A 12,025-nucleotide genomic window follows, 5' to 3' on the forward strand; every position below is an offset into this window, starting at 1 on the left:
AACCTTCACGTTGTAGTCCACCACGCGTTTGACGGGGACGAGAATCTTCATTTCATGGCTCCTGTTGTTGGGTTTTTTGCGTTCGCTGAACGGGGGCATGGCCTTGGCTTTGCCGTCATGCACCCGCGTGTTGTTCACGTCACAGGCCGTTTGCGGCACGCCCCGGCTTGTTTGAGGTCCACGGACTTGACTGTGATGGGGGGGTGCACCCTGTGACCAGACCGGACAGGTGCGCAAATAGGTGTGCAAATGCGGCGCTGTGGCCACCCGAAACACCGGCAAGCCGCACGATGGCGGATTCGGTGAGGGGCTTGGCGAAGGCGGCCTGCCTGCTCACCTTCGGGTCTTCAATGGGGTGGCCGCGCTGCTCGTTCATGGGTCTCCTGCTTTTGGGCAGGATCTTCACAGAACATGTTTGCAGCAGTTTTGGGCAAATGTGACGAATGTTTGCATGCAAACCCGGCCCCGTGCCTTGCTCCTACAATTCCGCCGGCACGCATTTCAACTGCGCAGGAGATGCTCTTGAGTTCGCTGTTCCCTGTCGAGCCCATCCGCCCTGCGGAACGCTCGACGCCCTTGTATGCCGCTCTGAGCCGGGTCGAGCAAGGTTTCACCCTGGTGGATGATGACCTGCACTTGCTGGCCTGGAACGAGGCCTTTCTGCGTCTGCTGGACCTGCCCCCGGCCCTGGTTCAGCGGGGCAGCCCGCTGGAGGCGGTGATTCGCTTCAACGCGGCCCGACACGATGAGGGGGGTGGCGATGTCGAGGCCCTGATCCAGGAGCGCTTGCGTGTGGCGCGGCGTGGTGAGCCTCATTCGCTGGAGCACGTGACGCCTTCAGGCGCCGTGCTGCGGGTCACTGGCGTGAGTGTGCCGGGGCACGGATTTCTGACCGTGTACACCGACGTCACCGAGCAGCGCAGTGCCGAGCAGATGATGCGCGATCAAAACGCATTGCTGGAGACCCGCGTCGCAGAGCGAACCATCGAGCTGCGCCGCAGCGAGGCGCAGATGCGCCTGATCACCGACTCGATCCCTGCGCTGGTGGCGTACTTTGACCAGCATCGCAATTACCGCTTCATCAACCGGGGTTACCAGGATTGGTTTGGCCTGGACCCCAGCCAACCTGAAAAGGTCAGTGCCCGCGAGTTCCTGGGCCTGGAGACCTACACCCAGATCAAACCCAATGTGGCCCAGGCCCTCCAGGGCAGGCCGGTCACGTTCGAGTACCACATCCACACCATTGACGGGCGAACCTTGATGGCCCGGACCACGCTGATCCCCGAGTTGAATGCCGATGCGCAGGTGATCGGCTGTTTCGAATTGACCTTCGACATCACCGAAGAGAGGCGCGCCCAGGAGTTGCTGGTCCAGGCCCAGAAGATGGAGGCCTTGGGGCAGCTGACCGGAGGCCTGGCGCACGACTTCAACAACATTCTCATGGTCGTGCTGGGCAACCTCACAGCACTGGCGGAGCAGGCGCCGGCACAGGCCCACGTGGGCGAGTACATCCAGCCAGCCATCGAGGCGGTGCGCCGCGGCACCAAGCTGATCCGGGGCTTGCTGACTTTTTCGCGCAAGCAAGCCATTGAGGCACGGATCGTCGATCTGAACCCCTTGGTGGGTGGGGTGCAAGATCTGGTCAAGCACACCTTGCCCAGCACGCAGCAACTGGTGACCCAGGTGAGCCCGGCGCCGATCATGGTGTCGGTTGATCCCCAGCAGTTGCAGAACTCCTTGTTGAACCTCATCCTCAACGCCCACGATGCCACCGCCGGGCACGGACGCATCGAGGTGCGCAGCACGCACCAACAACTCGATGGGCTTCAGGCCTCGCATTTGGGGCTGGAGCCTGGTGCCTACGCCTGCCTGCAGGTCAGTGACAACGGCTGTGGCATGGATGCCAGCACCCGGGCCCGCGTGTTCGAGCCCTTCTTCACCACCAAATCGGCAGGGCAGGGCACGGGCCTGGGGCTGTCGATGGTCTACGGCTTTGTGCGGCAAAGTGGTGGCGGCATTGACATCCAGAGCAGTCCTGGCAAAGGCTGCTGTGTCAGCCTCTGGCTGCCGCAGGCACCGCCTGATGCGGTGGCGCAAGCCTTGGACCCCGCGCCGCTCGTGTTGCCGCCGACCCAGGCCGGGTTGGCCTTGCTGGTCGATGATGATGTTCAGGTCCGGGTCACGGTGCGCCGCCTGTTGCTTGACCTGGGCTACGCGGTGCTGGAGGCCGAGAACGGAGCAGAAGCCCAGGACATCCTGGATCAGACGCCCAACATCCAGTTGTTGCTGTCCGATATCGTGATGCCCGGGGCCATTGATGGCCGGGAGTTGGCCCGGTATGCCCGACGATCCGGCGAGGTGGCGCACATCCTATTGATGAGCGGGTACGCCGCAGAATCCGAAGGGCCTCTGGACACCCCTTTGTTGGCCAAGCCCTTTGGCAAGGCCGAGCTCAGTGCCGCGTTGCGGGAGATCGGCGCATGACGCGCCCGGTGAAACCAGCATCAGGCAGCCCGACCCAGCCCCTGATCTACGTCATCGAAGACGACGAGGCCGTGGCCCAGATCGTGACCCGCAGCCTGGCCGAGTTCGGCTTTGCCACCGAGTGGTTTCGCAATGGCAGCTCGGTGCTGCGGCGCTTGAAACAGGAATCCGCCGATCTGTGCATCGTCGACCTCGGTTTGCCTGACATCGATGGCATCGAGCTGCTGCGACAGATCAGCCTGCAGTCCAGTTGCGGCTTGCTCGTCCTGACCGGGCGCGGCCACATGATCGACCGGGTCATGGGGCTGGAGCTGGGTGCCGACGATTACGTGGTCAAGCCCTTCGAGCCGCGCGAGCTGGTGGCCCGGGTGCGCAGCATCCTGCGTCGCCGCCGAGCCCCGTCGCCGGGGGCAGAGTCCGCGCGTCATGCGCACTTTGCAGGCTGGATTTTCGATGCGTCGTCCAACACCCTGACGGGCAGCGATGGCGCCACCCACTTGTTGGGCGTGGCCGAGGCGGAGGTGCTGCGTGCCTTTCTGTTGCGGCCCCACCAGATCCTGAATCGCGAGCATTTGCTGGCCCAGCGCGACCTGTCGCCCGCTGACCGCACCATCGACGTCCGAATCTCGCGCATTCGCAGAAAGCTCGAAGCCGATCCACAGAACCCGAAAATCATCAAGACCGTCTATGGCGCGGGCTACATGCTCATGGCGCAGGTCAGTTGGCGCTGACCGTGTCCGCAGGGGGCGCTTGGTGCCTCAGTGCCGGGCCTTGTCAATGTCTGGCCGGCGCCTTGTTGTCCACCCTGGGCATGCTGGCCCTGGTGTATGGCCTGGTCGAGGCGCCGGAGACCACCTGGCTGTCGGCCCACAGCTGGGGTCCGCTGGGTTTGGGGGGGCTGCTGCTGATCGGCTTCATCGTCCATGAGGCCCGTGCCGCAGAACCTCTGTTGCCGCTGCGGCTTTTTGACAGCCGCGTGCGCTCGGGGGCTTATGCTGCCCGGGTCTTGTTCTTGGCCGGCGTGATCGGCTTCTGGTTCTACCTGACCCAATACCTGCAAGGGGTGCTGGGCATGGCGTGGCTGGCGCAGCTCGGTCCCCAGGGCAGCTATCTGGCCAATGTGGCCTGGCCCATGGTGGTGCTGGGGGTGGGCCAGGGGCTGACGCTCAGCCCCTTGACCATCGCCGGAGTGGCCGGCGTGCGAGCCCAGGACGCTGGTGCGGCCTCTGGCCTGGTCAATGCCGCGCACCAGTTGGGCGGCTCGCTCGGCCTGGCTTGGCTGGTCGTGGTGTTTTCGGGCAGCGCCCACCCAGGCACGGGCTCCGTCACGGACAGCAAGGTCGACCTGGCCCATCGGGTGGCCAATTGCCTGGGCGGCAGTGCGGTTTTGCTGGCGCTGTCGCTGGTCACGGTGCTGCTGTTTGTGCTTCAAAAGCGCGCCGCCAGGGGCCATGACCCGGTGGTACTGACATCGCACGGCTTCAGAAAGGACGCCTCATGAAACATGGTCAATCGGGCCGCAGTGGCCTTCAAGTCTCGGCCCTTGGCCTGGGCTGCATGGGCCTCGGCGACGGACCCGGTGTCGATCGCGTGACTGCCGTGCAACTGATCCGGCAGGCGATCGAGCGTGGCGTGACCTTCTCCGACACCGCCGAGGTGCTGGAACGCATTCCTGTGCAGGGCGCCCGTTATCCTGTGCAACTGGCCGCTCGTGTCGGGCGTTGATCACCTCCAACCCTTTCAAGGAACACCCCATGAACCCTCTCTTCACCGCTGGCGGCCTGCCCCAGGCCGCGCCCGATACGGCCTTGGCCGCCGACACCGGTCTGCAGATCACCCGAGCGGGCCACCGCCCTGTCAATGCGGCCCCTGAGCAGTATTTCACTGGCCGTGTCAGCGTCGAGATGCTGCAAGTGCCCAGTGGCGAAGAGCGCAGTTCGGCCGGCGCGGTCACTTTCAATCCCGGCGCTCGCACCCACTGGCACAGCCACCCGCTGGGCCAGACCTTGATCGTCACGGCCGGCGTCGGCCGCATCCAGCGCTGGGGTGGCCCGGTGGAAGAGATCCGCGTCGGTGACGTGGTGCACATCCCGCCCCATGCCAAGCATTGGCATGGGGCGGCCCCCGACAGCGCCATGACCCACACGGCGATCACCGAGGTCCTGCACGGCAGTGCCGCCGACTGGCTGGAGGCCGTGACCGACGCGCAATATCAGCAGCGCCCGGCATCCTGAGCCAGGCTGCTTTCAGGGCCTGCTTTCTGAAAAAAATCGATGATGAAGATGAGGGGCCCAGCCGGCAGCTTCATCGCCGGCAGCGACTTTTTGATGGATGGCGGCGTGAACGGCGGCCTAGCGCTTTGGATCGCTGACGCCCGCTGCCTGATCCTGTCCGTGGGCTTGGCTGCCGCGGTCTTGCTTGAGCGTGGCGCTATCCCGGTCGAGCTTCAGCTCGCCACCGGTTGTCAGATCCGATGGAAAGGCGTTGGTCTGAAAGTCCAGCCAGGGCGGGTTTTGGGCGTACATCTCCGCGATGAGCTGCTTGACGGCCCCGATGTACCACGAGTCATCGTTGAGGCGATGGCTCAGGATGATGGGCGAGGTGGCGGTCTCGTCGGCGATCAGCCGATAGACCAGATCAGAGCGCAGGCGCGCCGCCGCCGGCACAATGCACAAGCCCACCTCGGCCGCGACCAGGCCCAGTGCGGTGTGTAGCTCTCGCACTTCGTGCACCTCGGCCAGCTTCACGCCTTTCTCGTGCAACAGGCCCAGCACATGGTCTGCAAAACTGGGGCGGGGCTCTTTGGGGAACACCAGCATGGGCAGGCCATCGAGCTCATGCAGCGGGACCGGCCCGCTCTCGGCGGCCAGCGGCCAGGCCGGCGGGATGGCCAGCACCAGCCGTTCCTCGCGCAGCACCCTGCGTGCCACCGAGGTGTCATGGCTGCGCAGGCGCCCCAGCCCCAGGTCGATGCGGCCCGACTTGAGTTCGCTGATCTGCTGGATCGAGCCCAGGTCGACCAGATGCACATCGGTGTCGGGGTAGCGGCGGCGAAAGATCCGCACCAGCATCGGCAGACCGCCGTACAGCGTGGTTGGCACGTAGCCGATCGTGATCGACTGTCGGTGGTCGCGCCCGGCCTGCCGTGCCGTGCTTTTCATCTGATCGACCCGGTGCAGCACCTGCAGCGACTGTTCGTAGAACAACCTGCCCGCCTCGGTGAGCCGCAACGGACGGCTGTTGCGCTGGATGAGTTGGACGCCCAGTTCCTCTTCAAGCTGCTGGATCTGCCGGCTCAACGGTGGCTGAGCGATGTGCATCTGCTCGGCCGCACGTGTGAAGTTGCGGGTGGTGGCTACCGCCACAAAATACCTGAGTTGGCGCAGATCCATAGGGGAAAACCATAGCCGGTTGGGATACTGTTGATGTAAGTGCTTGTTTTTCAATAAAAAGCATGGTGATCATACCTAATAGGTATCGTATTAGATGAATATGGTGTTGGCCTTGAACGGCCTGTTTCCGTCCAATACGGGCTATGCAAAACACCGCCCGCCCAACAGCCGCCGCCGGCCCCGTGGTCATCGAACGTGTCGAGACGATGCTGGTCGATTTGCCCACGATCCGTCCTCACAAACTGTCGATGGCCGTCATGAACGGCCAGACGCTGATGCTGGTACGCATCCGCTGCTCGGATGGCACGGTGGGCATTGGCGAAGGCACCACCATCGGAGGTCTGGCCTATGGCGCCGAGTCGCCCGAGGGGATGAAGCTGGCCATCGACACCTACTTTGCACCCCAGCTCATCGGTGCCGATGCCAACCGCGTGGCCGCCTTGATGGCCCGCCTGAACGTCGCCATCCGCGACAACCGATTTGCCAAGTGTGCGGTCGAGACCGCGCTGTTCGACGCGTTGGGCCACCGCACCGGCCTGCCGGTGTCAGAACTGCTGGGCGGCCGCCTGCGGGATCGCCTGCCGGTGGCCTGGACCCTGGCCTCTGGCGACACCGGTCGTGACATCGACGAAGCGCAGCGCATGCTGCAACTGCGCCGGCATCAGATTTTCAAGCTCAAGATCGGCCGCCGTCCGGTACGCGAGGACGTTGCGCACGTTGCCGCGATCAAGAAGGCGCTGGGCGACCAGGCCTCGGTGCGCGTGGACGTGAACATGGCCTGGAGCGAGCTGGACGCCCAGCATGGTCTGGCAGGCCTGGTCGATGCGGGCTGTGAGCTGGTCGAGCAGCCGGTGGCCAGCGTGGATGCCCTGGCTCGCCTCACAGGCAAGTACCCGATCGCGTTGATGGCCGATGAATCCCTGATGGGGCCGGAGACCGCCTTTGCTCTGGCCCGCGTGGCCGGTGCCAATGTTTTCGCCATCAAGATCGAGCAGTCCGGCGGGCTGCAGGCGGCCCAGCATGTGGCAGCGATTGCCGAGGCGGCCCACATCGACCTGTACGGCGGCACCATGCTGGAAGGCGCCGTGGGCACGATGGCCTCGGCCCATGTGTTCTCCACCTTCCGCGAGCTGCGCTGGGGCACCGAACTGTTCGGCCCCCTGCTGCTGACCGAGGAGATCCTGGCCCAGCCGCTCGAGTACCAGGATTTCCACCTCACCGTGCCTGCGCTGCCCGGGCTGGGCATCGCGTTGGACGAGGACCGTGTCCAGCACTTCCGCCGCGACCGGACCCGCACAACGGTCGGCCCTGCCGCCGCGCCGCTGAGCTGACGGGACCTGGCGCCCCAGAGCGCGGCCCACCTGACCCCTTTCAAACCCCTACCCAACGGAGACTGCGATGAGTGTTCAAATTTTCAAAACCCAGGAAGTTCAGGATTTCCTGCGCCTGGCCAGCGGCCTGGACCAGAACGGCGGCAACCCCCGCACCAAGCGAATCGTGTTCCGCATCCTTTCTGACCTGTTCAAGGCCATCGAAGACCTGGACATCACCTCGGACGAATACTGGGCCGGCATGGCCTACCTGAATCAGCTTGGCGCACGCGGCGAGGCCGGTCTGCTGTCGCCCGGCCTGGGGCTGGACCGCTACTTTGACATGCGCATGGATGCAGAAGATGCCGCACTGGGCGTCGAGAATGGCACGCCGCGGACCATCGAGGGCCCGCTGTACGTGGCTGGCGCTCCGGTGGAAAAGGGCTTTGCCCGCCTCGATGACGGCAGCGATGCCAAGGGCCACACCCTGATCATGCACGGCACGGTCTACGGCGCCGACGGCCAGCCGGTGCCCAATGCCACGGTCGAGGTCTGGCACGCCAACACCAAGGGCTTCTATTCGCACTTTGATCCCACTGGCGAGCAGCGCCCGTTCAACATGCGCCGCACCATCGTCACCGATGCACAGGGCCGCTACAAATTCCAGAGCATCGTGCCCGTGGGTTACGGCTGCCCGCCTGATGGCCCGACGCAGGCCCTGCTGAACCAGCTGGGCCGTCACGGCAATCGACCGGCGCACATCCACTTCTTCGTCACGGCCGAAGGTCATCGCAAGCTGACCACGCAAATCAACATCGACGGTGATCCGCTGGTCTTCGATGACTTTGCTTACGCCACCCGCGAAGGCCTGGTTCCTCCGCTGGTCGAGCGCACGGATGCGGCCAGCATCCAGGCAGAAGGGCTGAACGGCCCCTTCGCCGAGATCGTCTTTGACATCCGCCTCAGCGCGCTGGTCCAAGGCGTTGACAACCAGATCGTCGACCGCCCCCGCCTGGCCGCCTGAGCGTGATCGTGCTGCGGTGCAGGCCGCCGCCGCAGCAGTCACTCCCACATCCCCTGCTGCAAGCCGCGACGCTCGTCGTGGGGGATGACCTCACCCCAAAGAAACCTAGCCATGAACACGAGCACAAGCCCCGACAAGTACGGCGACGTTGAAAAGCTGCTGGACAACGCCTTGCAGGAAGATCGAGATGCTGGCGTCTTCCGTTGCCGTCGCGACATCTTCACCGACCCTGCGCTTTTCGAGCTGGAGATGAAGCACATCTTCGAGAGCAACTGGGTCTACCTGGCTCATGAGAGCCAGATCCCCGAGATCAACGACTACTTCACGACCACCATCGGTCGCCAGCCCATCGTCATCACGCGTGGCAAGGATGGCCAGCTCAATGCCGTGATCAATGCCTGTGCGCACCGCGGTGCGATGCTGTGCCGCAAAAAGCACGGCAACAAGGGCAGCTTCACCTGCCCCTTCCATGGCTGGACCTTCAACAACACCGGCAAGCTGCTCAAGGTCAAGGACGAAAAGACCACCGAGTACCCGGTGCAGTTCAACCAGCAAGGCTCGCACGACCTGAAAAAGGTCGCGCGCTTCGAGAGCTACAAGGGCTTTCTGTTTGGCAGCCTGAACGCCGATGTGCCTTCGCTGGATGACTACCTGGGCGAGACCAAGGTCATCATCGACCAGATCGTCGACCAGGCGCCCGAGGGCCTGGAGGTGCTGCGCGGCAACTCCAGCTATACCTACGACGGCAACTGGAAGCTGCAGATGGAAAACGGCAGTGACGGCTACCACGTCAGCTCCGTGCACTGGAACTACGCGGCCACCATGGGCCGTCGCGCCGACGGCGGCACCAAGGCGGTCGACGCCAATGGCTGGAGCAAGAGCGTGGGCGGTGTCTACGGCTTCGAGAACGGCCACATCCTGCTGTGGACCCAAACCATGAACCCCGAGGTGCGCCCGGTCTACAACCGCCGCGAGGAGCTTCAACAGCGCCTGGGTGAGAGCCGGGCCGAGTTCATCGTCAGCCAGACGCGCAATCTGTGCCTGTACCCCAATGTGTACCTGATGGACCAGTTCTCCACGCAGATCCGCGTGACGCGCCCCATCAGCGTCGACAAGACCGAGGTCACCATCTATTGCTTTGGCCCCAAGGGTGAGAGCGCCGAGGACCGTGCGTTGCGCATCCGCCAGTACGAGGACTTTTTCAACGTGTCCGGCATGGGCACGGCCGATGATCTGGAGGAGTTCCGATCCTGCCAGACCGGCTATGCAGGCAAGGCAGCCCCCTGGAACGACCTGAGTCGCGGTGCCCCCTTGTGGGTGGCCGGCCCGGATGAGAACGCCAGCAAGATGGGCATGAAGCCGCTGATCAGTGGTGAGCGCAGCGAAGACGAAGGCCTGTTCGTGTGCCAGCACGAGTATTGGGCCAAGACCATGAAAAAAGGGCTGCAACAGGAACGTGAAGGAGCCAAGTCATGATCGCGAACTACGCAGACATCTGCACCTTTCTGTACCGCGAGGCCAGGCACCTGGATGACCGCGAGTTCGATGCCTGGCTGGCCTTGTATGCCCCGGACGTGACGTACTGGATGCCGGCCTGGGACGACGATGACCAACTCACCGACGACCCGCAAAGCCAGATCTCGCTGATCTACTACCCGAACCGCAACGGGCTTGAAGACCGGGTCTTTCGCATCAAGACCGAGCGCTCCAGCGCCTCCATGCCCGAGCCGCGCACCAGCCACATGCTCACCAATGTGGAGGTGCTCGAAGACCGGGGTGGGGCCGTGGACATCCGCTACAACTTCCACACGCTCAGCCACCGCTACAAGTCGACCGACCACTACTTCGGCACGATCTACGCGACCCTGCGCCAGGGCGGTGACGCCGGCTACCTGATTGAGCGCAAGAAGATCGTGCTGAAGAACGACTACATCAGCCAGGTCGTCGACATCTATCACATCTGAGAGGCGGGAACCCACATGACCCACAACTACCGCATCGCCTTGAACTTCGAGGATGGGGTGACCCGCTTCGTGGAGTGCGGCGCCCAAGAGAAGGTGCTGGACGCCGCCTTTCGCCATCGCATCAACCTGCCCATGGATTGCTCCGACGGCGTGTGCGGAACCTGCAAGTGCCGCGCGGAAGCGGGCAGCTATGAGCTCGGCGACGACTACATCGAAGAAGCGTTGACACAGGACGAGGCCGACGAGGGCCTGGTGCTGACCTGCCAGATGGTTCCGACGTCGGACTGCGTGATCGCCGTGCCCGTGCCATCGACAGCCTGCAAGACCGGCACCGCTCGATTCGCTGCCACGGTGAGCGGGGTCACGTCCTTTGGTGACGCCGCCTACGAACTGGTGCTGGATGTCGCCTCTGATGCCCCGGCCTTTCTGCCGGGGCAGTACGTCAACATCGAGGTGCCCGGCAGTGGCCAGCACCGCGCGTATTCCTTCAGTTCTGCGCCAGGGCATCAGCGCCTGAGCTTCATGATCAAACAGGTGCCTGCGGGATTGATGAGCGGCTGGCTCGAGGCGGCCCAGGCAGGGCAGGCGCTGCAGCTGAGCGGCCCGTTGGGCAGCTTCTACCTGCGCGCCGTGACCCGGCCTTTGCTGTTCCTGGCCGGCGGCACCGGGTTGGCGCCTTTCCTGTCCATGCTCGAGGTGCTGGCAGAGCAGGGCATCCAGCAAGCCGTGCACCTGATCTATGGCGTCACGCGCGACCAGGACCTGGTCATGGTGGATCGGCTCGTCGAGTACGCGCGGCGCATCCCGGGGTTCACCTTTGGCACCTGTGTGGCGGACCCGCAGACCCGGCACGAGCGCCAGGGCTATGTGACCCAGCACATGCCGGCGCAGGCACTGCACGGCGGCAATGTCGATGTCTACCTGTGCGGCCCACCACCGATGGTGGAGGCGGTGCAGAAGCACTTCAGGGCCGAGGCCATCGAGCCCGCCAGCTTCCACTATGAGAAGTTCACCCCCAACCAGACGGTGGCCGCATGAGCAAGACGCAACGCTTTCAAGCCAAGGTGGTGCTGGTGACCGGCGCGGCCCAGGGCATCGGACGTGGTGTCGCGCTGCGCATTGCGGCCGAGGGCGCCCAGGTGCTGGCGGTGGACCGCTCCGACATCGTCGATGAGGTGGTGGCGCAGATCCGCGCAGCCGGCGGGGTGGTTGCCTCGGCCCAGGTCGACCTCGAAACCTATGCCGGTGCGCAGCACGCGGTGGCGCAATGTCTGGCCCATTTCGGTCGCGTCGATGTGCTGATCAACAACGTGGGTGGCACGATCTGGGCCAAGCCTTACGAGCACTACGAAGAGCAGCAGATCGAAGCGGAGATCCGCCGTTCGCTGTTTCCAACCCTGTGGTGCTGCCGGGCGGTCTTGCCTCACATGGTGGAGCGCCGGCAGGGCGTGATCGTCAACGTGTCCTCGGTGGCCACGCGGGGCGTTCATCGTGTGCCGTACTCGGCTGCCAAGGGGGGCGTGAACGCCTTGACGGCCTCCCTGGCGATGGAGCACACCCGGCACGGTATCCGCATCAACGCCACGGCCCCGGGCGGCACCGAAGCCCCACCACGGCGCGTGCCTCGCAACCAGGCGGCTCCCAGCCAGCCCACGGCCACCGAGGCGGCCTGGTACCAGGGAGTCATCGATCAGACCAAGGAATCGAGCCTCATGCACCGCTACGGGACCATCGACGAACAGGTGGCCCCGATCCTGTTCCTGGCGTCCGACGAGTCTTCTTACATCACTGGCTCGGTCTTGGCTGTGGCCGGCGGCGACCAGGGCTGACCCCCACAACAACAAAACGGAG

At 64.4% G+C, this 12,025-nt stretch carries 12 protein-coding genes and 1 pseudogene; 11 read left to right on the top strand and 2 right to left on the bottom strand.

Annotated features, from left to right (window positions below):
- Window positions 1–139 precede the first annotated feature (139 nt).
- Window positions 140–376, bottom strand: coding sequence for a hypothetical protein (locus tag AC07VS_RS22125; RefSeq protein WP_494752015.1), 237 nt, complete (start codon window positions 374–376; stop codon window positions 140–142).
- Window positions 377–516: 140 nt separating this feature from the next.
- Here AC07VS_RS22125 and AC07VS_RS22130 point away from each other — a divergent pair, with 140 nt between their 5' ends.
- The 5 genes and pseudogenes from AC07VS_RS22130 to AC07VS_RS22150 all read left to right on the top strand — a co-directional run bounded on the left by AC07VS_RS22130 (window position 517) and on the right by AC07VS_RS22150 (window position 4,718).
- Entirely contained in the window at window positions 517–2,484 is a 1,968-nt protein-coding gene (locus AC07VS_RS22130) for a PAS-domain containing protein (RefSeq protein WP_494752016.1), read from the top strand.
- Window positions 2,481–3,215 (top strand): response regulator transcription factor, encoded by a 735-nt coding sequence (locus AC07VS_RS22135; RefSeq protein ID WP_494752017.1) that lies wholly within the window; start codon window positions 2,481–2,483, stop codon window positions 3,213–3,215. The genes AC07VS_RS22130 and AC07VS_RS22135 overlap by 4 nt, the downstream gene beginning before the upstream one ends.
- A 62-nt stretch (window positions 3,216–3,277) precedes the next feature.
- Window positions 3,278–3,985 (top strand): MFS transporter, encoded by a 708-nt coding sequence (locus tag AC07VS_RS22140; protein ID WP_494752018.1) that lies wholly within the window; start codon window positions 3,278–3,280, stop codon window positions 3,983–3,985.
- Window positions 3,982–4,143 (top strand): annotated as a pseudogene (locus tag AC07VS_RS22145) (aldo/keto reductase); the annotation flags it as partial. The gene AC07VS_RS22140 and the pseudogene AC07VS_RS22145, both read left to right, overlap by 4 nt.
- Before the next feature lie 95 nt (window positions 4,144–4,238).
- Complete coding sequence (locus AC07VS_RS22150; protein WP_492349777.1) at window positions 4,239–4,718, top strand: (R)-mandelonitrile lyase; 480 nt, start codon at window positions 4,239–4,241, stop codon at window positions 4,716–4,718.
- A gap of 117 nt (window positions 4,719–4,835) precedes the next feature.
- Here AC07VS_RS22150 and AC07VS_RS22155 read toward each other — a convergent pair whose 3' ends face one another.
- Window positions 4,836–5,876 carry a LysR family transcriptional regulator gene (locus AC07VS_RS22155; protein ID WP_494752019.1) on the bottom strand — a complete coding sequence of 347 codons (1,041 nt, stop codon included), beginning with the start codon at window positions 5,874–5,876 and terminating at the stop codon, window positions 4,836–4,838.
- Between the two features lie 143 nt (window positions 5,877–6,019).
- Here AC07VS_RS22155 and AC07VS_RS22160 point away from each other — a divergent pair, with 143 nt between their 5' ends.
- From AC07VS_RS22160 to benD, 6 genes are all read left to right on the top strand, one after another.
- A complete protein-coding gene (locus AC07VS_RS22160) occupies window positions 6,020–7,207 on the top strand; it encodes a muconate/chloromuconate family cycloisomerase (RefSeq protein WP_494658411.1) in 1,188 nt (395 codons plus the stop codon).
- A gap of 67 nt (window positions 7,208–7,274) precedes the next feature.
- Window positions 7,275–8,210 (top strand): catechol 1,2-dioxygenase, encoded by a 936-nt coding sequence (catA, locus tag AC07VS_RS22165; protein WP_494752020.1) that lies wholly within the window; start codon window positions 7,275–7,277, stop codon window positions 8,208–8,210.
- Between the two features lie 111 nt (window positions 8,211–8,321).
- Window positions 8,322–9,686: a Rieske 2Fe-2S domain-containing protein gene (locus AC07VS_RS22170; RefSeq protein WP_494752021.1), complete on the top strand. Its 1,365-nt coding sequence runs from the start codon at window positions 8,322–8,324 to the stop codon at window positions 9,684–9,686.
- Window positions 9,683–10,174, top strand: a complete 492-nt coding sequence (benB, locus tag AC07VS_RS22175; protein ID WP_492349782.1) for a benzoate 1,2-dioxygenase small subunit — start codon at window positions 9,683–9,685, stop codon at window positions 10,172–10,174. Before AC07VS_RS22170 ends, benB begins: the two co-directional genes overlap by 4 nt.
- 15 nt (window positions 10,175–10,189) lie before the next feature.
- Window positions 10,190–11,212, top strand: a complete 1,023-nt coding sequence (gene benC / locus AC07VS_RS22180) for a benzoate 1,2-dioxygenase electron transfer component BenC (RefSeq protein WP_494752022.1) — start codon at window positions 10,190–10,192, stop codon at window positions 11,210–11,212.
- Window positions 11,209–12,003, top strand: coding sequence for a benzoate diol dehydrogenase BenD (benD, locus tag AC07VS_RS22185; RefSeq protein ID WP_494752023.1), 795 nt, complete (start codon window positions 11,209–11,211; stop codon window positions 12,001–12,003). Before benC ends, benD begins: the two co-directional genes overlap by 4 nt.
- Window positions 12,004–12,025: the final 22 nt, after the last annotated feature.

It is taken from the genome of Curvibacter sp. GW821-FHT01G03, from assembly GCF_059422285.1.